20 protein-coding genes and 2 pseudogenes are annotated in these 24,000 nt (G+C 41.2%); 7 read left to right on the top strand and 15 right to left on the bottom strand.

Annotation, left to right across the window (positions count from 1 at the left end; genetic code table 11):
• Positions 1 to 215 precede the first annotated feature (215 nt).
• Positions 216 to 2,540 (bottom strand): formate C-acetyltransferase, encoded by a 2,325-nt coding sequence (gene pflB, locus HT679_RS09445; RefSeq protein ID WP_000260628.1) that lies wholly within the window; start codon positions 2,538 to 2,540, stop codon positions 216 to 218.
• Between the two features lie 238 nt (positions 2,541 to 2,778).
• Here pflB and dinB point away from each other — a divergent pair, with 238 nt between their 5' ends.
• Positions 2,779 to 3,840, top strand: coding sequence for a DNA polymerase IV (gene dinB, locus HT679_RS09440; protein ID WP_173214300.1), 1,062 nt, complete (start codon positions 2,779 to 2,781; stop codon positions 3,838 to 3,840).
• Positions 3,841 to 3,986: 146 nt separating this feature from the next.
• Here the strand turns inward: dinB and HT679_RS09435 are convergent, their stop codons facing one another.
• Together HT679_RS09435 and HT679_RS09430 are read right to left on the bottom strand one after the other, a co-directional pair.
• Positions 3,987 to 4,832 (bottom strand): undecaprenyl-diphosphate phosphatase, encoded by an 846-nt coding sequence (locus HT679_RS09435; protein WP_173214295.1) that lies wholly within the window; start codon positions 4,830 to 4,832, stop codon positions 3,987 to 3,989.
• Positions 4,833 to 4,893: 61 nt separating this feature from the next.
• The gene (locus tag HT679_RS09430) at positions 4,894 to 6,783 is read right to left on the bottom strand and encodes a DUF2207 domain-containing protein (protein ID WP_173214293.1); all 1,890 of its coding nucleotides are present in this window, start codon (positions 6,781 to 6,783) and stop codon (positions 4,894 to 4,896) included.
• 138 nt (positions 6,784 to 6,921) lie between these two features.
• Between HT679_RS09430 and HT679_RS09425 the strand changes: the two genes are divergently transcribed.
• Both HT679_RS09425 and HT679_RS09420 read left to right on the top strand, forming a co-directional pair.
• Positions 6,922 to 8,487 carry an ABC transporter substrate-binding protein/permease gene (locus HT679_RS09425; protein WP_173214291.1) on the top strand — a complete coding sequence of 522 codons (1,566 nt, stop codon included), beginning with the start codon at positions 6,922 to 6,924 and terminating at the stop codon, positions 8,485 to 8,487.
• Positions 8,487 to 9,227, top strand: coding sequence for an amino acid ABC transporter ATP-binding protein (locus HT679_RS09420; protein WP_000189477.1), 741 nt, complete (start codon positions 8,487 to 8,489; stop codon positions 9,225 to 9,227). Before HT679_RS09425 ends, HT679_RS09420 begins: the two co-directional genes overlap by 1 nt.
• A gap of 105 nt (positions 9,228 to 9,332) precedes the next feature.
• Here the strand turns inward: HT679_RS09420 and HT679_RS09415 are convergent, their stop codons facing one another.
• The 10 genes and pseudogenes from HT679_RS09415 to rpmB all read right to left on the bottom strand — a co-directional run bounded on the left by HT679_RS09415 (position 9,333) and on the right by rpmB (position 17,883).
• Positions 9,333 to 9,548 (bottom strand): hypothetical protein, encoded by a 216-nt coding sequence (locus HT679_RS09415; RefSeq protein WP_001130036.1) that lies wholly within the window; start codon positions 9,546 to 9,548, stop codon positions 9,333 to 9,335.
• Positions 9,549 to 9,671: 123 nt separating this feature from the next.
• Positions 9,672 to 9,767: pseudogene (locus tag HT679_RS11460) on the bottom strand (SPFH domain-containing protein); the annotation flags it as partial.
• A gap of 537 nt (positions 9,768 to 10,304) precedes the next feature.
• On the bottom strand, positions 10,305 to 11,555 hold the full coding sequence (gene ilvA, locus HT679_RS09410) for a threonine ammonia-lyase IlvA (RefSeq protein WP_000952975.1): 1,251 nt from the start codon (positions 11,553 to 11,555) through the stop codon (positions 10,305 to 10,307).
• 50 nt (positions 11,556 to 11,605) lie between these two features.
• Positions 11,606 to 11,962 (bottom strand): hypothetical protein, encoded by a 357-nt coding sequence (locus HT679_RS09405; RefSeq protein WP_023940905.1) that lies wholly within the window; start codon positions 11,960 to 11,962, stop codon positions 11,606 to 11,608.
• An 83-nt stretch (positions 11,963 to 12,045) separates the two neighbouring features.
• Positions 12,046 to 13,068 carry a ketol-acid reductoisomerase gene (gene ilvC / locus HT679_RS09400; RefSeq protein ID WP_000290683.1) on the bottom strand — a complete coding sequence of 341 codons (1,023 nt, stop codon included), beginning with the start codon at positions 13,066 to 13,068 and terminating at the stop codon, positions 12,046 to 12,048.
• A 65-nt stretch (positions 13,069 to 13,133) separates the two neighbouring features.
• On the bottom strand, positions 13,134 to 13,610 hold the full coding sequence (gene ilvN, locus HT679_RS09395; RefSeq protein ID WP_001253803.1) for an acetolactate synthase small subunit: 477 nt from the start codon (positions 13,608 to 13,610) through the stop codon (positions 13,134 to 13,136).
• Complete coding sequence (locus tag HT679_RS09390) at positions 13,603 to 15,303, bottom strand: acetolactate synthase large subunit (protein ID WP_173214289.1); 1,701 nt, start codon at positions 15,301 to 15,303, stop codon at positions 13,603 to 13,605. The genes ilvN and HT679_RS09390 overlap by 8 nt, the downstream gene beginning before the upstream one ends.
• Positions 15,304 to 15,504: 201 nt before the next feature.
• A complete protein-coding gene (locus tag HT679_RS09385; protein WP_173214287.1) occupies positions 15,505 to 17,172 on the bottom strand; it encodes a DAK2 domain-containing protein in 1,668 nt (555 codons plus the stop codon).
• Between the two features lie 2 nt (positions 17,173 to 17,174).
• Complete coding sequence (locus HT679_RS09380) at positions 17,175 to 17,540, bottom strand: Asp23/Gls24 family envelope stress response protein (RefSeq protein WP_000216442.1); 366 nt, start codon at positions 17,538 to 17,540, stop codon at positions 17,175 to 17,177.
• Between the two features lie 154 nt (positions 17,541 to 17,694).
• Positions 17,695 to 17,883 carry a 50S ribosomal protein L28 gene (rpmB, locus tag HT679_RS09375; RefSeq protein WP_001140948.1) on the bottom strand — a complete coding sequence of 63 codons (189 nt, stop codon included), beginning with the start codon at positions 17,881 to 17,883 and terminating at the stop codon, positions 17,695 to 17,697.
• 204 nt (positions 17,884 to 18,087) lie between these two features.
• Between rpmB and HT679_RS09370 the strand changes: the two are divergent.
• A pseudogene (locus HT679_RS09370) lies at positions 18,088 to 18,249 on the top strand (helix-turn-helix domain-containing protein); the annotation flags it as partial.
• Between the two features lie 59 nt (positions 18,250 to 18,308).
• Here the strand turns inward: HT679_RS09370 and HT679_RS09365 are convergent.
• Positions 18,309 to 18,647 carry a glycosyltransferase gene (locus tag HT679_RS09365; protein ID WP_225904690.1) on the bottom strand — a complete coding sequence of 113 codons (339 nt, stop codon included), beginning with the start codon at positions 18,645 to 18,647 and terminating at the stop codon, positions 18,309 to 18,311.
• 302 nt (positions 18,648 to 18,949) lie between these two features.
• Positions 18,950 to 20,494, bottom strand: coding sequence for a peptide chain release factor 3 (locus HT679_RS09360; protein WP_001025436.1), 1,545 nt, complete (start codon positions 20,492 to 20,494; stop codon positions 18,950 to 18,952).
• Between the two features lie 212 nt (positions 20,495 to 20,706).
• Here HT679_RS09360 and gatC point away from each other — a divergent pair, with 212 nt between their 5' ends.
• Genes gatC through gatB form a run of 3 tightly spaced genes read left to right on the top strand, consistent with a single transcriptional unit; the run spans position 20,707 to position 23,917 of the window.
• Positions 20,707 to 21,009, top strand: a complete 303-nt coding sequence (gene gatC, locus HT679_RS09355) for an Asp-tRNA(Asn)/Glu-tRNA(Gln) amidotransferase subunit GatC (RefSeq protein ID WP_173214285.1) — start codon at positions 20,707 to 20,709, stop codon at positions 21,007 to 21,009.
• A complete protein-coding gene (gene gatA, locus HT679_RS09350) occupies positions 21,009 to 22,475 on the top strand; it encodes an Asp-tRNA(Asn)/Glu-tRNA(Gln) amidotransferase subunit GatA (protein WP_000143706.1) in 1,467 nt (488 codons plus the stop codon). The genes gatC and gatA overlap by 1 nt, the downstream gene beginning before the upstream one ends.
• Complete coding sequence (gene gatB / locus HT679_RS09345) at positions 22,475 to 23,917, top strand: Asp-tRNA(Asn)/Glu-tRNA(Gln) amidotransferase subunit GatB (protein WP_173214283.1); 1,443 nt, start codon at positions 22,475 to 22,477, stop codon at positions 23,915 to 23,917. The genes gatA and gatB overlap by 1 nt, the downstream gene beginning before the upstream one ends.
• The last annotated feature ends 83 nt before the right edge of the window (positions 23,918 to 24,000 follow it).

Genomic DNA, 24,000 nt, shown 5'->3' with positions numbered 1-24,000 from the left:
ATGATGGAATGAAATAAAAACTGAACAAATCGCTTAGAGAATTCCAGTCAATTTCTAGCACTATTTGAGCCGTTTCAGCGGGCTATTTCAGATTCGGTCCACTATTCCTTTCCAAAAACATTGCATATTGCGCCGAAGGAATTGCTCACACGATCCCAAGCACAAAACCCTCAGTCGACTGACCGAGGGTTCCTTTTCATTATTCAAAAACTTGACTAGCTCAACGCATCCAAGGCATCATCCATTGAAAGAACTTCGTGGAAGACACGTTGTGTCAATTCAGTTTTTTGTTCTGGAGTGAGGTATTTAGTGTTTACACAGTATCCAGAGATACGTACGATAACATCTTCACCTGACATGATCTTTTCGTAAACATCGTTCAAGTCCATAACGTTCAAGTTAACGTGTTGTCCACCGTTTTCAAAGTAACCATCAAGGATTGTTACCAAGTTATCAACTTGTTCGTCACGAGTCTTACCAAGAGCGCGAGGTGATACTTGTGTAGTCAATGAGATACCATCAGCTGCATAACTAAAGTCAAGGCTAGAAAGTGAGTTCAAGTTTTGCAACCATCCACCTTTAGCTTTGTTAGATGGGTTAGCACCTGGTGAGAAGAATTCAAGTTTAGACAAGTTCACAGAACCATCTTCGTTGAGGTATACACCTTTGTGGACTGGTGAGTTACCAGTTTGTTTAGAGTAAGCAACGTTAGATGTGATAGTCAAAAGTGAAACTGTAGCTTCTGCGTCTTTGTAAAGTTTGTGGCTACGTAGACGAGTTGTGTAAGCTTCGATCAACCATTCTGCCAATTCGTTTGAACGAGGATCATCTTCACCCCAACGTGGGTATTCTCCGATTGTTTCGTAATCGTAGATGTAGCCATTTTCATCACGGATTGGTTTAACTGTAGCGTACTTAATAGCTGACAATGTGTCAACAGTGTTGGCAAATCCACAGATACCGAATCCCATGTTAGCGCGTTGTTTAGTTGGCAAGAAGGCCATTTGAACAGCTTCGTAGTTGTACTTATCAGTCATGTAGTGGATGATATTCAAAGCATCTACGTAAGTGTCAGTCAACCAGTCAAGAGATTTTTCAAAGTTAGCTTTAACTGATTCAAATTCAAGAACTTCGTCACGGATTGGTTCGATGTCAAATACTTTGTAGTCTTTGTGTACATCGTCGTAACCACCGTTCAAACCAGTAAGAAGGGCTTTCAATACGTTTACACGCGCACCGAAGTACTGGATGTTGTGGCGTTGTTCTTCATTTTCTGGGTCAAGTGGAGACACACAGCATGAGATACAGCTCATTTCACCATATCCGTCTTTAGCCATTGTTGTTACACCTTCGTATTGAATAGAAGAGTGTTTGTGGCTCATGTGCATACAGTAGCGACGGAAGTTGTATGGCAATTTATCAGTCCAAAGAACTGTCAAGTTTGGTTCTGGAGAGTTACCGATGTTGTCAAGTGTGTTCAAGAAACGGTAGTCCATCTTAGTAACACGGTGACGACCGTCGTTACCCATACCAGCCATAGAAGTTGTGATGAATGTTGGGTCACCTGAGTACAATTGGTCATAAGCTTTTGTACGAGCAAATTTAACTGTACGAAGTTTCATAACGAAATCATCAACGAATTCTTGGATTTCTGATTCAGTAAATGTACCACGAGCAAGGTCACGTTCTGCAAAGATGTCCAAAACGATTGGTACACGTCCTAGAGATGTAGCAGCACCGTTGATCACACGGCAGACAGCCATGAAGGCGATGTTAACCCATTGGATTGCTTCTTTAACGTTCATCGCTGGTTTGCGAACATCAACTCCGTAAAGGTCACCCAAGCGAACAACTTGTTGCAACGCTTGATATTGAAGGTTAATTTCTTCACGAAGACGGATTGTTTCTTCATCGATTTCTTCGATTGCATTCCAGTCATTTACTTTTTCTTGCATCAAGTAGTCTGCACCGTAAAGAGCAAGACGTGCGTAAACACCGATGATACGTCCGCGTGAGTATGCATCTGGAAGACCAGTTACAGTGTGTGCGTGACGAGCGCGACGGATATTTGAAGTGTAGGCACGGAAAATACCGTCGTTAACTGTTGTTACGTATTTAGTAAAGATTTCGTGAACAGCTGGATCTGGTTCGTATCCATTTTCTTTCAAAGTAGTTTCAGCCATACGGATACCACCTTTTGGCATGAAGTTCAATTTGAAGAGTTCGTCGTTTTGGATACCGAAGATAACTTCGTTTTCTTTATCGATAAATCCTGCTGGGATATCAGCGATAGATGTTGGACGAGTGTCCATTGGGAAACGAGTTTCTTCGTAGTGTGCTTTAGTTTCTTCTACAATTTTTTTGATGTGAAGTGAACGTTCTGTTGGTCCTGCAAGGAAGCTTTCGTCTCCATCATAAGGTGTGTAGTTAGCTTGTACGAAGCGTGATACACTTGCTTTTTCTTTCCAATCTACGCCTTTGAAGCCTTCCCAAGCTTTGTCAAAAATATCTTGTGCTTCAACAACTGTTTTAACAACCATGTTAATGTCCTCTTTTTTCTTTCTAGTAACAACCATCTGTTACATTCATGAGTCAAGTATACCATACAGTAACCGATTTCAACAAGTGAAAATTCCCTATTTTTACACTTTCTTTTCTAAAACAGTCTACATTTTATTTCAAACTGTATTATATTTTTGAAAAAATAAAGTCCTTTTTTCTTTTTTTCAGAAAAAAGGGTATAATAAAAGAAAATAAGCAGTAAAAAGGGGGCTAGGCATGTTGATTTTTCCTTTGTTAAATGATTTGTCAAGAAAAATCATCCATATTGACATGGATGCCTTTTTTGCTGCGGTAGAAATCAGAGATAATCCTAAACTCAGAGGAAAACCTGTCATTATCGGCAGTGACCCTCGGCAAACAGGTGGACGAGGAGTCGTCTCTACCTGTAGCTATGAGGCGCGAGCTTTTGGTGTCCATTCAGCCATGAGCTCCAAGGAAGCCTACGAACGTTGTCCCCAGGCAGTCTTTATCTCAGGGAATTATGAAAAATACAAGACTGTGGGACTCCAGATTCGAGCTATCTTTAAGCGCTATACAGATTTGATTGAACCTATGAGTATTGACGAAGCCTATTTGGATGTAACAGAAAATAAACTTGGGATTAAGTCAGCGGTCAAAATCGCTCGTCTCATTCAAGAGGATATCTGGCAAGAACTCCATTTAACTGCTTCCGCAGGCGTTTCTTATAACAAATTCTTAGCTAAAATGGCTAGCGATTATCAAAAACCTCATGGTTTGACAGTGATTCTACCTGACCAAGCTGAGGATTTTCTCAAACAAATGGATATTTCCAAATTTCATGGAGTAGGAAAAAAGACAGTCGAACGTCTTCATCACATGGGTGTTTTTACTGGCGCTGACCTACTTGAAGTTCCTGAAGTGACCCTAATAGACCGATTTGGCAGACTGGGCTATGACCTTTATCGAAAGGCTCGTGGCATTCACAACTCTCCAGTTAAATCAAATCGCATCCGTAAATCAATCGGCAAGGAGAAAACCTACGGGAAGATTCTCCATGCCGAGGAAGATATCAAAAAAGAGCTGACTCTTCTATCAGAAAGAGTCGCTCTCAATCTCAGCCAACAAGAAAAATCTGGAAAAATTGTCATTTTGAAAATCCGCTACGAGGACTTTTCAACTCTCACTAAACGAAAAAGTCTAGCTCAAAAAACACAGGACCCTAGTCAGATAAGCCAAATTGCCCTGCAGCTCTATGAAGAATTAAGCGAGAAAGAAAGAGGTGTCCGCCTGCTGGGGATTACCGTGACTGGATTTTAAAGCTCAATGAAAATCAAAGAGCAAACTAGGAAGCTAGCCGCAGGCTGCTCAAAACACTGTTTTGAGGTTGCAGATAGAGCTGACGCGGTTTGAAGAGATTTTCGAAGAGTATAAAACCTTGAAGAGTTGCCCCTTCAAGGTTTTTCTTATACAAATAAACGAACAAAGCTATACAGTAGCAAGACACTACCAAGCAAGATACGGTATTTACCGAAAAGGGTAAAGTCGTGTTTTTTCACATAACTTGTCAAGAAACGAATAGCGATCATGCTGACCGCAAAGGCGACTCCCATCGCAACCAAGAGCAAGAACAATTGTCCAAAGCTCAAGAGCTGTCCTGCTTTCAAAAATTTGAAAATCTTTAAGGCACTGGCTCCAAACATAACAGGAATCCCAAGATAGAAGGTAAATTCTGTCACAACAGAACGACTAGTTCCATTCAACAAACCACCGACAATCGTTGCACCAGAACGACTGGTTCCTGGTAAAAGGGCAAGAACTTGGAAGAGTCCGATATAGAAAGCTGTCGTATAAGGAAGCTTGTCCAACTCTGTTACACTTGGCTCGATAGCACGCGCTTTGTTTCGCTTTTCCAAATAGATAAAGGCAATCCCATAGATAATCAACATGAGAGCAACTGAAACCATGTTATGAAAGTGGGTATCAAACCAATCATCAAATTTAAAGACGGCAAGTAAAGGCAAAGTGGCAACCAAGACCTTCAACCATAGTCTCCAAGTCTTACGAACTTCCTGCTTATCCTTAGTCGGTTTGAAAGGATTGAGCTTGTTAAAGTAAATCACCATAACCGCTAAAATCGCACCCAGCTGAATCACGACATTAAACATGGACACAAAGGCTTCGTTTTGATTTTGGTATTGGATAAATTCCTCTGCTAAAATCAAGTGACCTGTACTGGAAATCGGCAGCCATTCCGTAATTCCTTCAACAATACCGAAGAAGATAGATTTTAAAATTTCAATAAGATACATAGATTACTCCTTTTTTCTATCTTCCATTATAGCATACTTTTTCAGTCTATGACAGTTCTCTTTAAAAGGCACCGATACTGCCACCGCCTCCGCCTCCAGAGAAGCCACTGCCAGAACTTCCACTTCCAGAAGATACGGAGTAGGTACTTGCTGTATTTGCGACACTAGCATAATGGCTCATTTGCGCGCTTGAATGATAAAACATACTGTGCCAGCCATAAGCTACATAGAGATTGATATCTGGATTTTCCACTTGAATCTGATGAACCTTCATCAAATGACTGACCTTGTCCGCATAGCCAAATAGGGTCGCATAGACCAAGAGGCGATTCCAGACCACAATACTTTCCAATTCAGCCTGATCCAATCGTGCAATCTCACGCAACATATTTTCAAAACTGGTCCAGAGATAGTAGACTTCTGCCCCTGCTTCATTTAGGACACCATCACGATTATCTAGACGAAGCTTCCAATAATAGAAAACAGCCAAAACCAAACCTAGAAAACCAAGTATTGGCAAGGGGATATAAAGATAACCATAAACATCCAAACTGTACAAGAACAAACCAAATCCGATAAATAGGGGCAAGATAGTCAAGACCCCCATACCCACTTGCAAGACCTTTTCTCCACCAGTCAAGGGACGATAATAATCCGGAAGTCCCCAGAAGGAAACTCGACTTCTCACTCCTTCTTGCATCTCTTTCAATACTTCTTCAAAAGAAGATTTAAGTTGACGCCCCTTTGCTTGAATCCGTTTTTCATCAGAGACTTTTGCTCTACGATAAAGACTATCAGATACCTTGTAATCCGCAAACAAATTGGAAAGAGTTTCTTCTTTTTTGCCTGAAAAAGCCAGATTTAGACAGTCTTTCTCAAAGCTTGACAAACCATCTTCTTTGACCAGCCTCAAACCAACTGCATCTCCTTCTGAAATAATAGAAACATTCCCACGGTCTATCACATCTAACAAAGTAGCTTGAATAAGTTGGTCAAAGGTGAATTTACCTGCTCCTTTGATTAGAGGACTCACTTCCTCCAAGGAGGTCGAGTAAACCGCCTCTGATAAAACCATAGGCTCTAATTCCATTGGTGGTTCATAAAGACGATGATTTTTGGCATATTTAACTGAAGGAGTGGTCTTTCTTCTATAAATAAAATAGAAGCAGACACTTAATAACAAGGAGATAGAAAGTATCGAAGGGAAGACCCAAGTAAGGAGTTGTTTACTTTGCTCTTTTTCTTTAACAATCGAGTCTTCTATCTTATTAAACTCTTCTAAACGATTTCCTTTCAATCCCTGATCCCTAGCGCTAGCAAAATCAGTTCGAGGCCAATAGGCATGCAATTCAACTCCACGCTTAGCCGGAAGATTGTCTAAACGAATAGTATAATCAAGGCTACTCTTTTCAACCGTTCCCTCTCTAAAAAGTTTCCCGGTATGGAAAAAGAGTTTTTCAGCTCCCTTGTCTCCCCTTACATGAAATTCAAACTTTCCAATAGCCCCTGAACTATCTGTTAAAGGTTGCCAATTTAATTCAGCGATGTCATCATATAGGAAAAGCAAATTCTTTAAGTTCCAGACAAGGTCAACTTCAACTGTGTCGCCTTCCTGGCCTGGATTATAGACTCTCACAGTATAACCATCTGCTCCTTCTGTCACTTCGCTAGTAACGTCTGCTAGTTCAGCACCATTTTTCGCAGCCTGAACCTTTGGATGAGAATCAATCTCAAATCCGCTAGGCATCTTGCCAGCACGTCCAAGTCCCACGATTTGGCCCTTAAAGTCCTCCTCAAACTGATAAACTATCTTCTGTCTAAATTCTGCCGTATTATCTGCATGAATATACAAATCACCTTGATAAGAGTTTATCTTGAAATCAATGGCGAAAACAGAGAGTGGCAGAAGGCAAAACAAGCCAAACATCAGTAAGAAAAAAGTTTTTTTCATCAATTAAGCCCCCTTTTTATCTTTCTTATCATTATAGCATTTTTTCGTAAGTAAAGGCTTACTTATGTTGAAAAATTACGCATTTTTCGATAAAATAGGAGACAGTTATTTTTTAATAGATTAGAAATAGGAGAAATCATGAGAAAAATATACTTATCTATTTTCACAGGTCTCTTGCTGATGCTGGGACTTGTCAATGTTGCTCAAGCCGATGAATATTTACGCATCGGTATGGAAGCAGCATATGCTCCCTTTAACTGGACTCAGGATGATGATAGCAATGGAGCTGTCAAAATCGATGGAACCAACCAGTATGCCAATGGATACGATGTCCAAATTGCCAAGAAAATCGCTAAGGACTTAGGTAAAGAACCTCTTGTCGTTAAAACCAAGTGGGAAGGTCTAGTCCCCGCCCTTACTTCTGGTAAGATTGACATGATTATCGCAGGTATGAGTCCTACTGCCGAGCGTAAACAAGAAATTGCCTTTTCAAGCAGTTACTACACTAGCGAACCAGTTTTGCTTGTCAAAAAAGATTCTGCCTACGCAAATGCTAAGTCTTTGGATGACTTTAACGGTGCAAAAATCACTTCTCAACAAGGTGTTTACCTTTACGATTTGATTGCACAAATCCCAGGCGCTAAAAAAGAAACAGCCATGGGAGACTTCGCTCAAATGCGCCAAGCTCTTGAGGCTGGTGTCATCGATGCCTATGTTTCTGAACGCCCAGAAGCTCTGACCGCTGAAGCTGCTAACTCTAAGTTCAAGATGATTCAAGTAGAGCCAGGTTTCAAAACTGGGGAAGAAGATACAGCTATCGCTATTGGACTTCGTAAAGATGACAATCGTATTAGCCAAATCAATGCCAGCATTGAAACCATTTCAAAAGACGACCAAGTTGCCTTGATGGATCGTATGATTAAGGAACAACCTGCCGAAGCTACAACAACTGAAGAGACTAGCAGTAGTTTCTTTAGCCAAGTCGCTAAAATTCTCTCTGAAAACTGGCAACAACTCTTACGTGGTGCTGGTATCACTCTTTTAATCTCTATTGTCGGAACCATCATAGGTCTCATTATCGGCCTTGCCATTGGTGTCTTCCGTACTGCTCCTCTATCTGAAAATAAAGCCATTTATGGCCTACAAAAACTAGTCGGCTGGATCCTCAATGTCTACATTGAAATTTTCCGTGGTACACCTATGATTGTTCAATCGATGGTTATCTACTATGGAACTGCCCAAGCTTTCGGTATCAACCTTGACCGCACACTGGCTGCTATCTTCATCGTTTCGATTAACACTGGTGCCTACATGACTGAAATCGTCCGTGGTGGTATCCTAGCGGTTGACAAGGGACAATTTGAAGCCGCGACTGCTCTTGGTATGACTCATAACCAAACCATGCGTAAGATTGTCCTACCTCAGGTTGTCCGCAACATCCTACCCGCAACTGGTAATGAATTTGTCATCAATATCAAAGATACATCTGTATTGAACGTTATCTCTGTTGTCGAACTTTATTTCTCAGGAAATACCGTGGCAACACAAACTTATCAATACTTCCAGACATTTACAATCATCGCCGTGATTTACTTTGTCCTCACCTTCACCGTAACACGTATCCTACGCTTCATCGAACGCCGCATGGACATGGATACCTATACTACAGGTGCTAACCAAATGCAAACGGAGGATTTGAAATAATGACACAAGCAATCCTTGAAATTAAACACCTCAAAAAATCCTATGGCCAAAACGAAGTGCTAAAAGACATTTCACTCACTGTCCACAAGGGAGAGGTCATCTCTATCATCGGAAGCTCTGGAAGCGGGAAATCGACCTTCCTACGCTCCATTAACCTACTTGAAACGCCAACTGATGGACAAATCCTTTATCATGGACAAAACGTCCTCGAAAAAGGCTATGACCTCACGCAATACCGTGAAAAGTTGGGAATGGTTTTCCAATCCTTTAACCTCTTTGAAAATCTCAACGTGCTTGAAAACACAATTGTCGCTCAGACAACTGTCCTTAAACGCGAACGTACAGAAGCTGAAAAGATTGCCAAAGAAAACTTGGAAAAGGTCGGCATGGGAGAACGCTACTGGCAAGCGAAACCAAAACAACTCTCAGGAGGTCAAAAACAACGTGTGGCCATCGCTCGTGCCCTCTCCATGAATCCGGACGCCATTCTCTTTGATGAACCAACATCAGCTCTCGATCCAGAAATGGTTGGAGAAGTCCTCAAAATCATGCAGGACCTGGCTCAAGAAGGCTTGACCATGATTGTTGTAACCCACGAAATGGAATTCGCTCGTGATGTCTCTCACCGTGTTATCTTTATGGATAAGGGTGTGATTGCTGAAGAAGGCAAACCAGAAGATCTCTTCACCAATCCTAAAGAAGACCGTACAAAAGAGTTCCTTCAACGCTATCTCAAATAAAAAGAAAAGGCTGCATAACCGTGCAGTCTTTTTGCTGTCCAAAATGAAAAGGCAGATTCTCTATCTCTACTACTTGAGGGTCAAGAATCCGCCGTTATCCAAAGATCAATCTTCAAATTTTTCATGATTTTTTTCATAGAAATCAATTAGGCCTAGGGCTGTTTCAAATGAAATATTTTTTACTTTTGCACGACCCTGCGCCAGAGCAATGATAGACATTTCACGCGCATTCGTTTCTTTAGAGATACGGTAGCCTGTGATTTTCTTATCACGAACCCAGCCAACAACTGATTCTACTTTTTCAAAGTTTGACTTAGCCATGTTCTTCTCCTATTTTCTTCTTTACGTTATATTATTCTATACGTTTTTATGTCTTTTGTCAACAAAAAAACATATATTCAATAAAATAAATGATTCAGAATCTTCTTACTTCCTTTTTAAAGCTTATAATATATAGGTTTTGCTAGCCTCTACACCATAAATATTTGCTAATAAAAATATTGTATTATTACCCTCTTGAGGTGCAAAATTATTCAAGCTTTTAAAAAAATGCTTCCCTATTTCCGTAAGATAGCTTATTTCTTCGATTTAATAACTGAATATGACAATCCTAACCTTTAGAAATCCAAGCATTCACTAGCTCAAAACTCCTATCTTTCTTCCTCAAGAAATCATCTGATAGATAGCCATTCCTTATATTCTTCAAATTCATCACTCATTTGGATATTGAGGTGCTAACCTAAAACCAAACACCCGATTCTCTAAACCATCCTTAATAAAGATGACAAGACAGATAAGCTCAGTCGGTTACTCATATATCCTTTTAATATGGTATATTTGTCAGCAAAAAGAAAGCAAATCACATCTTAAAGACCGTGTGAGTTTACTTTTCAAAATAGATGGGAAATCAAAATGAAGGATGGAAATCTGAGCCAAACATCATAAGTGCTATAATGAACAGAAGTAAGAATTGCACGATAAGCTTCCTAAAACCATAGGAATCGCCCCCTTTCTTCATCTTCATTATAGCACCTATACATCAGTTGTGCAAATAATATGATATTTTTTTATTAGTTCTCAGACAAGCATATTATAAAGGGTTTCATTACCATTTAAATTAATATAAGCCGGATCAAAACCTTCCATTCGACGAATCAATCCTGCATAATCATGCTTATCTGCCAAAGCGATCCCAATCAATACAGGCCCTGTCCCCTTGCTAGCTCGTTTGATATACTCAAAACGTGTGATATCATCATTTGGCCCCAGGATATCATTTACAAATTCACGCAATGCTCCTGGACGCTGTGGAAAATTAACCACAAAGTAATGCTTGATCCCATCATAAATCAAGGCACGCTCTTCCATTTCCGGCATACGGTTGATATCATTATTTCCTCCAGAAATGATACAACAAATGGTTTTCCCCTTGATATATTCAGCTAAAACTTCTAAAGAAGCAATACTAGCCGCTCCAGCAGGTTCTGCAACAATTCCTTGCTTAGAGTAGAGGTCAATCAAGGTTTCAGAAATCAATCCCTCATCAACACCTACTAAGGTTTGAACATGTTGACGAGTTGCTTCATAGGTCAACTGTCCTACCTTTTGCACAGCAATCCCATCCGCAAATTTGTCAATTTCCTTGAGCTTAACAGGTCCACCAGCTTCAAAGGCAGCTTTCATGGAACGTGCCCCATTCGCCTCTACTCCGATGACTTCAATTTCTGGACTTGTTTCCTTGATATAGGTAGAAACCCCGGCAATGAGACCGCCACCACCAACAGGAACCAAGACAGCATCAAAATCAATCGATTCTTTTCGAGCTTCTTCTAAAATCTCATAAGCAACGGTTCCTTGACCTGCCTGAACATGAGCATCATCAAAAGGATCAATAAAGGTACGATTTTCAGAAACTGTAAATTCTTGAGCTGCTTTAGCAGAAGCATCAAAGGTATCTCCAACTAGTTTAATAGTTACAAAATCCCCACCAAAAAAGCGAACCTGACCAATCTTTTGTTGCGGAGTGGTAATGGGCATAAAAATAGTAGCAGGAATTTTCATCTCATTACAAGTATAGGCTACTCCCTGCGCATGATTTCCCGCAGAGGCACAGACTACCCCACGTTCACGCTCTTCCTTGCTGAGCTGAGAAATAGCATAATAGGCACCACGAATTTTAAAGGAACGAACACGTTGGGCATTTTCCTTTTTCAAATAAATCTTAGCACCATACTTCTCCGATAAATAATGGTCATAATCAAGCGGTGTATTAACGACCACACCGTTCAAGACCTTATGAGCCTTGATTATATCTTTTGAACTTAACATATAAAACCTCTTTTTCTATAAAAAACAGTCACTAATGACTGTTTTTTTAGTTATTCATCTCCAAAAACTTCAGCAACACTTTCATGATATTTATGAGCCATACGAATTGAAAACTCTTTAGGAAGTTCATAACGATTTGTGGAAATCCAATCATATAACCATTCTACCAAACTTTCTTCACTATCATTACGATGGAAGATAAAATAGTTTAAAATTTCTTTATATTCTACATCATTCAAATCCAGCGTGTCTACAAATTGACTACGAGGAACAAAATTAGAATCTAATTTTCTTAGTTGATCTGTCAATTCTCCCAATTGTAAATCCAACTGAAAAAATAATTTTTGCAGTTGCCTATCAGTTTCATCACATCCTGTCTTGATAGAAAACAAATTGGTAATATTCATATGATTTCAATCCCTAAATAAGTATATCTAATATCCCACGAATAGCTGAAGCTAAAGTTTTCTCAAAATCCTTTGCTCTCTAATTAGTTATAGATTTTAAATGCATCATCGTCGTTTTTACCAACGAATGGCATTGCTTTACGCAATTCTGCACCAACTTTTTCAATTTCAAGGTTAGCTGCTTGTTCACGGTAAGCAGTCAATTTTGGACGTCCAGCTTTATAGTCATTTACAAAGTCATTTGCAAATTTACCATTTTGGATGTCTGCCAAGACAGCCTTCATATTTTCTTTAACTTGTTCAGTGATTACACGTGGACCTGATACATAGTCACCGTACTCAGCAGTGTTTGAAATTGATTGACGCATTTTCTTGAATCCACCTTCATAGATCAAGTCAACGATCAATTTCATTTCGTGAAGAACTTCAAAGTAAGCCAATTCTGGAGCATATCCTGCTTCTGTCAAGACTTCGAAACCTGCTTCGATAAGGGCAGTCAAACCACCACAAAGTACAGCCTGTTCACCAAACAAATCTTCTTCAGTTTCTTCTTTGTAAGTTGTTTCAAGAAGACCTACACGAGCTGCTCCGACACCTTTACACCAGTCCATAGCAATGTTTTTCGCATTTCCTGTAGCGTCTTGGTATACTGCATAAAGAGCTGGTACACCAAATCCTTCTTCATAAGTACGACGTACCAAGTGTCCTGGTCCTTTAGGAGCACACATGAAGACATCTACATCTGCAGGAACTTTGATAAATTCAAAGTGGATGTTGAAACCATGAGCAAATCCAACTGCGTTTCCAGCTTCCAAGTTTGGAGCGATTTCTGCTTCGTACAATTCTTGTTGGATTTCATCTGGTGCCAAAATCATGATAACGTCAGCCAATTTAGTAGCTTCTGCTACTGTGTAAGTGTCAAATCCGTCTTCTTTTGCTTTGTCAAAAGATTTACCTGGACGTACACCGATAATAACGTCACGACCTGAATCACGCAAGTTTTGAGCATGCGCATGTCCTTGTGAACCATAACCGATAACGGCGATTTTTTTACCGTCAAGTGCTGCTACTTTAACATCTTTTTCGTATTCCATTTGAACTGCCATAGTTTTTCTCTCTTTTCTATTATTTATTGCCTTTTAGGCTGGTTTAACAAATTTAAGTTGGATTTTTAATCGCGGGTAAATCCAGTTGCTCCCGTTCGAGCAATATTGCGAATACCGTATGGTCGAATGACTCGCAATAGGGCTTCACTCTTTTCAGCATTTCCTGTCATCTGAATGGTAATCGAGCTTGGCGCTACGTCTACCACTGTTGCACGGAAAGGTTGAATAATCGCTAGAATCTCAGCTCGCTTCTCAGCTGGTGCTGACATCTTAACCAAAATCACCTCGCGCTCCAAATGAGGCTTGTCTGTAATATCTCGAATGCGAATCACATCAATCTGACGATTGAGTTGCTTGATGATTTGCTCCACTTCATCATGTGAAGCTACATCAATAATAATGGTGATGCGCGATACATTCGGATCTTCTGTTGCTCCAACAGAGATACTTTCGATATTAACCTGACGACGAGACAGGACACCGGTAAAGCGATTGAGGACTCCTGATCGATTTTGTAGTTTTGCTGTTAACATTCTACGCATGGAACTTCACCCCCAACATCTCATGATTACTCTTACCAGCTGGTACCATTGGTAACACCTGTTCCTTACGAGAAATATCTACCTCGATTAGCATAGGAATATCCTCAGTGATCACTTCAAGATCTTGAGCTAAGGTCTCAGGATTGTCAAATTTATAGTTTTTAATACCGTAAGCTTGTGCCATCAATTGGAAATCGGGAAGAGTATCAAAGACTGACTCAGATGTTCTACCTTCATAGAAGGATTCCTGCCATTGGCGAACCATTCCAAGCGAGTGGTTGTTCAGCATAACCACCTTGATTGGCACCTTATAAATGTTCAAAATAGCCAATTCCTGGTTAGTCATTTGGAAACCGCCATCCCCAACAAACAAGACTACTTCCTTATCTGGGTTAGCAATTTTAGCACCGATTGCTGCTGGAATTCCAAATCCCATCGTTCCCAAACCACCTGAAGTCACTAACTGACGTTCATTTTGGTAGGGATAATACTGGGCTGTCCACATTTGGTGTTGACCAACGTCTGTTACCACGATGGCATCTCCGTTAGTTAATTCACCAATTCGTTCAATAACAGCTTGCGGTTGAACTACACGCTCTTTCTTATCATAAGAACGAACGCGGTTCTTGTCTTTAGTGACTTTTTCAATCCATTTCTCAGTATTGTTATGAACTGTTGGTTCGGCCAGCAACATTTGCAAGGCTTTTTTCGCATCTCCAACTACAGGAATATCTGCACTGATAATCTTGCCAATCTCAGCTGGGTCAATATCAATATGGGCAACCTTAGCATTCTTAGCGAAAGTCTTAGGATTCCCCGTCAAGCGGTCATCGAAACGACAACCAATACTAATCATAAAGTCCGCTTCCGTCATGGCAATATTAGCTGCAAATGATCCGTGCATGCCTCCCATTCCAAGGAAGAGCGGATGACTCGTTGCAATCGTACCTTGCCCTAAGAGACTAGTTACCACTGGAATTTGGTAACGTTCTGCAAATTCATTTAATTCTGCCGCAGCCTCAGCATAACTAATTCCACCACCAGCTAACAAGACTGGCTTTTTAGCCTTGGATAATTGCTTCAAGATTTTCTTGATTTGCATATCATTTGGCTCAAGAGTTGGCTGATAGCTTGGTAGGTTCACTTCTGGTGAATAGATGAAGTCCGTTTCTAAAGCAGATACATCTTTAGGTAGGTCAATGACAACTGGCCCTGGTCGACCTGTAGTTGCAATATGGACAGCTTCCGTAATGATACGAGGGATATCAGCTGTCTCACGAACTTGGTAATTGTACTTAGTGATTGGCATGGTAATTCCCACGATGTCTGCCTCCTGAAAGGCATCCTTCCCAATCCCTGCTCGCGCAACCTGTCCTGTAAAGACCAAAAGGGGAACGCTATCGCTCATGGCATCCGCAATCCCTGTAATGGCATTTGTTGCTCCTGGTCCACTAGTGACGACGGCAACACCCAACTTTCCAGTTGATTTGGCATAACCTTCAGCTTCATGCAAACAACCTTGCTCATGGCGCCCTAGAATGTGGCGAATGCCTTTAAAATTATATATCGCATCATAAAAAGGCAAGACTGCACCACCAGGATAACCAAAGATGGTATCAATTCCTAAATCACGAAGTGTTTCCAAAACTAGATCCGACCCCGTCTTAGGAGATTCTAAACTGATTTTCTCCATTGTTCCCCTTTCTTTCCTCTTAAAAATAACTTGTTACTATCATACCATTTTTTCAAAAATTTTCAAGAGAAAAGAAGAAATTTTCTGAATTTTCTATTTTAACGTTTATTTATGAATGTTATTTTTGTTTTTATAAAAAAAGATACCGATTTCATTTACTAAAAAAGAAAAAAGAACTGATTTCTCAGTCCTTTATTAATCTTATTCCACACTAAATAGGTATGGGTAAACAGGTTGTTGGCCTTGGTGAATCTCGACTTCAACGTCTTCGAATTCTTCTGCGATTTCTTGAGCAATTTCATTGGCAAGTTCTTCGCTTCCGTCTTCACCGACATAGAAGGTTACGATTTCACTATCTTCATCCAACATATGTTTCAATGTTTCTGTCAAGGTTTGGTGCATGTCAGGGTTTGACACGAGAATTTTCCCATCAACCATACCAAGATTATCATTTTCATGGATTTCTAAGCCATCAATGGTTGTATCACGCACAGCTGTTGTGACGCTTCCGCTAACGACATCGCTGAGAGCAGCAGTCATACGCTCTTGGTTTTCTTCGATGGACTTGCCTGGATCAAAGGCAAGAAGACTTGTCAAACCTTGAGGAAGAGTACGAGCTTCCACCACTACTGCTGGTTGCTCCAAAACTTCTGCTGCAGATTGAGCTGCCATGAAGATATTCTTGTTATTTGGCAGGAAGATGATGTTACGAGCGTTGACCTGTTCAACAGCCTTGATAAAGTCTTCTGTTGAAGGGTTCATGGTTTGACCGCCTTCGATAACATAATCCACGCCTTGAGAGCGGAAGATATCTGCTAGGCCTTTACCAGCCACTACAGCAATCAAAGCATACTCTTTTTCTTCAGCAGGCTTGCTAACTTGGATAGCTTCTTTCTCAACCTGTGCTTCGTGTTGGTTACGCATATTGTCAACTTTTACCTTGACCAAGCTACCATATTTGAGACCTTCTTGCATAACAAGTCCTGGATCTTCTGTATGGACATGGACTTTAACAATTTCATCATCGTTAACAACGAGGAGAGAGTCTCCAAGCTCATTCAAGTAGTTACGGAATTCGTCGTAGTCAAAATCTTTGGCATAGGTTGGACCTTGCTTAAGAGCTACCATGATTTCAGTACAGTAACCAAAGGTGATGTCCTCAGTCGCTACGTGACCAGCCACAGACTTATGATGCTCTGCATTGATCATCTCACTCATGTTGGCAGGAGTCGCTACAAAGTCCTCAGATGCAATATATTCACCAGTAAGGGCTGAAAGGAAACCTTCGTAGATGAAGACCAATCCTTGACCACCTGAGTCCACAACGCCAACTTCTTTCAAGACTGGAAGCATGTCTGGTGTTTTAGCTAGAGCTGTTTTAGCACCTTCCAAGGCTGCGCGCATGACTTCAACAGCGTCATCTGTTTGCTCAGCCTTTTTCTTAGCACCGATAGCAGCCCCACGAGAAACTGTCAAAATCGTTCCCTCAACTGGCTTCATTACTGCCTTATAGGCAACTTCCACACCTGATTGGAAAGCAAGAGCCAAGTCTTGACCTGTTAACTCATCTTTATCCTTGATGGCTTGTGAAAATCCACGGAAAAGCTGAGACGTAATAACACCTGAGTTCCCACGCGCACCCATCAAAAGCCCTTTAGCAAGAATGCTCGCTACCTCGCCAACTGTAGAAGCTGGCTTGTCTGCAACTTCTTTAGCACCATTTTCAATGGTCATTCCCATGTTTGTTCCAGTATCTCCATCTGGAACGGGGAAGACGTTTAATGAATTGACATATTCAGCTTGCTTATTCAAGCGAGTTGATGCAGCCTGCACCATTTCTTGAAATAAGCTAGTAGTAATTTTTGACACGGTTATTCTCCTACAACTTTGATATTTTGAATGTAGACATTTACAGTCTGAGCAGTAATTCCAAGCTGGTTTTCCAAGCTAAAACGAACACGCTCTTGAATGTTTTTTGACACTTCACTAATCTTTGTTCCGTAGCTCAACACGGTATACACATCAACTGCAATGCTGCCATCTTCGGCTGCCTTTACGACGACACCTTTGGAATAATTTTCCTTACCTAGAAGGGCTTGAAAATTATCTTTGAGGGCATTTTTACTAGCCATACCGACCACACCAAAAATCTCAGTTGTTGCACCGCCTACGACAGTTGCAATCACTTCATCTGTTAGTTCGATTTGACCATCTTTTGTATTGATTTTTACAGTCATCCTTTTTACCTCAACTAGTTGATACTCTATTTTATCATATTTCAGCCCAAGTGTAAAAGCAGAATACTGTATCAGCGGATATTTACTCTGCTTTTAAAATGATTTTTTCACTATGACAAAAGAAAAAGACCCTGAGGTCTCCTTACTTTTATTATTAAACGCGTTCAACTTTACCTGATTTCAAAGCACGAGCTGAAGCCCAAACTTTTTTAGGTTTACCATCGATAAGTACAGTAACTTTTTGAAGGTTTGGTTTTACGGCACGTTTTGTTTGGTTCATCGCGTGTGAACGGTTGTTTCCTGATACAGTCTTACGACCTGTAAAGTAACATACTTTAGCCATTTGTGTTTTCCTCCTATTAGATCTAATATAGCGGATGTGCTAGCACCACATACCGTACTATGTTATCACACTTTCTTCTTTTTTGCAAGGGAATTGGAAGATTTTTTTATTTATTGTGATTCGAATGTGATAATGTCTTTAGTAAATCGAACATGAAAATGTCTCATTTGGTAGAATAGTCATATGAAAAGGATCCAGCTAAATATGAATGAAATGAAAAAATATCTTGTGATAAAAGCTATAGCCCAAGGAAAGAAAACAAAGAAACGGGCCTGTGTCGAACTCAATCTTTCTGAAAGACAAATCAATCGTCTGCTACTAGTCTATCAACAGAAAGGAAAAGAAGCCTTCAGACACGGAAACAGAGAATTGGAAGCTTTTTTATTTGTGTCTTAAATCAGATTTTACGTGACATTTTCTGCTCTTCACATGTCATTGTTGATTAACAAAAAACCAGCATTGAAAATAGGTGTATAAAAATCATCTCTAACTGCTACTAAGGAGATGCCTGTAACGTCTAAGTACCACAGCTCATCTATCGGTTTTCTTACGATAATATCCGAGTCTAAATACAGTACACGAACCTCACTTACATACTTAGGAATAAAATACCTAAAGAAGGTAGCGTAAGAAAGTCCCTCAAAGGGTAGGCGATAATCTTTCAGAATACTACTGTCAATCGGAAGATCATCATTAAAAATATAAAACTTCCGATTATCATGATGAACACAAAGAGATTTTATCGTAGTCTCAACTTTATTCATACTGAGCATTACCTGCGCCTAGGACAATCGCTTTTTTCTCTTCTTTCACTCTTTATCTCATTTCTTTTTTTCCCATCATATGTTTCTACTTAACCATTATTTTCGCCCATTCGTTCGTAAAACCATACCAGTGGAGATTTTAGTTGAAGTCCTATTACGGTTTACAATTTTTACATTACGACACGAAGTTTGGCAAATCGATTCCATTTGTAAAACTCAGTTAGTGAGGCAGTTAGCTAGTTCGCCAAATAGCGACTAGCGTCCAACAATTAGGAACTTTAGTTCCAATTGTTGGTACTGAGTCACATTTTTTCTTCCAACTCTACGTCTGGATACTTGTCCGCAAACCAACGGAGGGCAAAGTCATTTTCAAAGAGGAAGACTGGTTGGTCAAAACGGTCTTTGGCCAAGATATTGCGACTTGATGACATCCGTTCATCCAAATCCTCAGGCTTGATCCAACGAACGGTCTTTTTACCCATTGGACTCATGACGACTTCCGCATTGTATTCGCCTTCCATACGGTGCTTAAAGACTTCAAACTGGAGCTGACCTACAGCTCCTAGCATGTACTCGCCTGTTTGGTAATTCTTATAAAGCTGAATGGCACCCTCTTGCACCAGTTGCTCAATCCCCTTGTGGAAGGATTTTTGTTTCATGACATTCTTAGCAGAAACTTTCATGAAAATTTCAGGGGTAAAGGTTGGTAGGGGTTCAAATTCAAATTTATTTTTCCCAACTGTCAAGGTATCCCCAACCTGATAAGTACCGGTATCGTAAACCCCGATAATATCACCTGCCACGGCATTGGTCACATTCTCACGACTTTCCGCCATAAACTGAGTCACATTCGAAAGTTTAGCCCCCTTACCAGTACGAGGAAGGTTGACACTCATGCCACGCTCAAATTCACCTGATACGATACGGACAAAGGCAATACGGTCACGGTGACGAGGGTCCATGTTGGCTTGGATTTTAAAGACAAATCCTGAGAAATCCTTATCATGAGGATCCACAATTTCTCCGTCTGTTTTCTTGTGACCATGTGGTTCTGGAGCAAACTTGAGAAAAGTCTCAAGGAAGGTCTGCACACCAAAGTTTGTCAAAGCTGAACCGAAGAAGACAGGTGTCAATTCTCCAGCAAGGATAGCTTCCTCTGAAAACTCATTTCCAGCTTCATTTAAAAGTTCAATATCATCCTTGACTTGCTCGTAGAAAGGATTGCTACCAAAAAGCTTGTCCCCATCTTCTAAACTAGCAAAACGCTCATCCCCCTTGTAGAGCTCCAAGCGTTGATTATAGAGGTCATACAAGCCTTCAAAAGCTTTCCCCATCCCGATAGGCCAGTTCATAGGGTAGCTCGCAATGCCCAAGACTTCTTCCAATTCTTGCAAGAGGTCCAGTGGCTCACGACCATCACGGTCTAGCTTGTTCATAAAGGTAAAGACTGGAATACCACGGTGCTTGACAACCTCAAACAATTTCTTGGTTTGAGCCTCGATACCCTTGGCAGAGTCCACGACCATGACCGCAGCATCCACCGCCATCAAGGTACGATAGGTATCTTCTGAAAAGTCCTCATGCCCTGGTGTGTCGAGGATGTTGACACGCTTACCGTCGTAGTCAAACTGCATAACAGATGAAGTAACCGAAATCCCACGTTGCTTCTCGATATCCATCCAGTCAGACTTGGCAAAAGTCCCTGTTTTCTTTCCTTTTACGGTACCAGCCTCACGAATCTCGCCCCCAAAGTAGAGCAACTGCTCAGTGATGGTCGTTTTCCCCGCGTCCGGGTGGGAGATGATGGCAAAAGTACGACGTTTCTTAATTTCTTCTTGAATATTCATAAGTTCTCTTTCTTTGATTCTCTATTTTTCTTGTTTAAATAGCTAAGAATGATTTTTACATTGGATTTTACCATTCCTTTCAACACTTCATTATATCGGATTTTAGCATTTTTTTCAATTTCTATTTCTTTTCACTTCCCCCTCCCTTATTTATAGGAAAATATGGTAAAATAGAACAGACTAAAAATCATCATTTCACGAAAGGATGCAAGATGAAAATTACGCAAGAAGAGGTAACACACGTTGCCAATCTTTCAAAATTAAGATTCTCTGAAGAAGAAACTGCTGCCTTTGCGACTACCTTGTCTAAGATTGTTGACATGGTTGAACTGCTGGGCGAAGTTGACACAACTGGTGTCACACCTACTACAACCATGGCTGACTGTAAGACCGTACTACGCCCTGATGTGGCTGAAGAAGGAACAGACCGTGATCGCTTGTTTAAAAACGTACCTGAAAAAGACAACTACTATATCAAGGTACCAGCTATCCTAGACGATGGAGGAGATGCCTAATGACTTTCAACAATAAAACCATTGAAGACTTGCACAATCTCCTTGTTTCTAAGGAAATTTCAGCAACAGAATTGACACAAGCTACGCTTGAAGATATCAAGTCTCGCGAGACAGCTATTAACGCTTTTGTTACCATCGCTGAGGAGCAAGCTCTTGCTCAAGCTAAAGCTATTGATGAAGCTGGAATTGACGCTGATAATGTCCTTTCAGGAATTCCACTTGCTGTTAAGGATAACATCTCTACAGACGGCATCCTCACAACTGCTGCCTCAAAAATGCTCTACAACTATGAGCCAATCTTTGATGCGACGGCCGTTGCCAATGCAAAAGCCAAGGGTATGATTGTCGTTGGAAAAACCAACATGGACGAATTTGCCATGGGCGGTTCTGGTGAGACTTCACACTATGGTGCCACTAAAAATGCTTGGGACCACAGCAAGGTTCCTGGTGGTTCATCAAGTGGTTCTGCTGCAGCTGTAGCTTCAGGACAAGTCCGCTTGTCACTTGGTTCTGATACTGGTGGTTCCATCCGCCAACCTGCTGCCTTCAACGGGATCGTTGGTCTCAAACCAACCTACGGAACAGTTTCACGTTTCGGTCTCATTGCCTTTGGTAGCTCATTAGATCAAATCGGACCTTTCGCACCAACTGTTAAGGAAAATGCCCTCTTACTCAACGCTATTGCCAGCGAAGATGCCAAAGACTCTACTTCTGCTCCTGTCCGCATTGCCGACTTTACTTCAAAAATCGGTCAAGACATCAAGGGCATGAAAATCGCTTTGCCTAAAGAATACCTTGGTGAAGGAATTGACCCAGAGGTTAAGGAAACCATTCTGAACGCAGCCAAACACTTTGAAAAACTTGGTGCTATTGTCGAAGAAGTCAGCCTTCCTCACTCAAAATACGGTGTTGCCGTTTACTACATCATCGCTTCATCAGAAGCTTCATCAAACTTGCAACGTTTTGACGGTATCCGTTACGGCTACCGCGCAGAGGATGCGACAAATCTTGATGAAATCTATGTAAACAGCCGTAGCCAAGGTTTTGGTGAAGAGGTGAAACGCCGTATCATGCTAGGTACTTTCAGCCTTTCATCAGGCTACTACGATGCTTACTACAAGAAAGCTGGTCAGGTCCGTACCCTCATCATCCAAGATTTCGAAAAAGTCTTCGCGGATTACGATTTGATTTTGGGACCAACTGCTCCTAGTGTTGCCTATGACTTGGATTCTCTCAACCACGACCCAGTTGCCATGTACTTGGCTGACCTCTTGACCATCCCAGTCAACCTAGCTGGTCTCCCAGGAATTTCGATTCCAGCTGGATTCTCTCAAGGTCTCCCTGTCGGACTCCAATTGATCGGTCCTAAGTATTCTGAGGAAACTATTTACCAAGCTGCTGCTGCTTTTGAGGCGACAACAGACTACCACAAACAACAACCCGTGATTTTTGGAGGTGACAACTAATGAACTTTGAAACAGTCATCGGACTTGAAGTCCACGTAGAGCTCAACACCAATTCAAAAATCTTCTCACCTACTTCTGCCCACTTTGGAAATGACCAAAATGCCAACACTAACGTGATTGACTGGTCCTTCCCAGGAGTCCTGCCAGTTCTCAATAAAGGTGTTGTTGATGCCGGTATCAAGGCTGCTCTTGCTCTCAACATGGACATCCACAAAAAGATGCACTTTGACCGCAAGAACTACTTCTACCCTGATAATCCAAAGGCCTACCAAATTTCTCAGTTTGATGAGCCAATCGGTTATAACGGTTGGATTGAAGTCGAGCTAGAAGACGGTACAACTAAGAAAATCGGTATCGAACGTGCTCACCTAGAGGAAGACGCTGGTAAAAACACCCACGGTACAGACGGCTACTCTTACGTTGACCTTAACCGCCAAGGGGTACCTTTGATTGAGATTGTATCTGAAGCCGATATGCGTTCGCCAGAGGAGGCCTATGCTTATCTGACAACCCTCAAGGAAGTTATCCAGTACGCTGGCATTTCTGACGTTAAGATGGAAGAAGGTTCTATGCGTGTGGATGCCAATATTTCTCTTCGTCCTTATGGTCAAGAGAAATTCGGTACCAAGACTGAGTTGAAGAACCTCAACTCCTTCTCAAACGTTCGCAAAGGTCTTGAATACGAGGTTCAACGTCAAGCTGAAATCCTTCGCTCAGGTGGTCAAATCCGCCAGGAAACACGCCGTTACGATGAAGCCAACAAGGCAACCATCCTCATGCGTGTCAAGGAAGGTGCTGCAGACTACCGCTACTTCCCAGAACCAGACCTACCCCTCTTTGAAATTTCAGACGAGTGGATCGAAGAAATGCGTACAGAGTTACCAGAGTTTCCAAAAGAACGCCGTGCGCGCTATGTTGCTGACCTCGGCTTGTCAGACTATGATGCTAGCCAGTTGACTGCAAATAAAGTCACTTCTGACTTCTTTGAGAAAGCTGTTGCCCTCGGTGGCGATGCTAAACAAGTCTCTAACTGGCTCCAAGGGGAGGTTGCTCAGTTCTTGAATGCCGAAGGCAAGACACTGGAACAAATCGAATTGACACCAGAAAACTTGGTTGAAATGATTGCCATCATCGAAGACGGTACTATCTCTTCTAAGATTGCCAAGAAAGTCTTTGTCCACCTAGCTAAAAATGGCGGTGGCGCGCGTGAATACGTTGAAAAAGCAGGTATGGTTCAAATCTCAGATCCAGCTGTCTTGATTCCAATTATCCACCAAGTCTTTGCGGATAACGAAGCTGCTGTTGCCGACTTCAAGTCAGGCAAACGCAACGCAGACAAGGCCTTCACAGGATTCCTTATGAAAGCAACCAAAGGCCAAGCCAACCCACAAGTCGCCCTTAAACTCCTTGCCCAAGAATTGGCGAAGTTGAAAGAAGAGTAATATGTAAAAACCAGCCCTGAGGTTGGTTTTTTCGCTCCTACCAAATCCCATTAACTATTTTGGCTTTATTTCCAGAAGATTTT

It is taken from the genome of Streptococcus sp. 4886 (assembly GCF_013276485.1).
Taxonomy (GTDB): Bacteria; Bacillota; Bacilli; order Lactobacillales; family Streptococcaceae; genus Streptococcus.
This window is presented reverse-complemented; position numbering and strand designations above follow the sequence as displayed.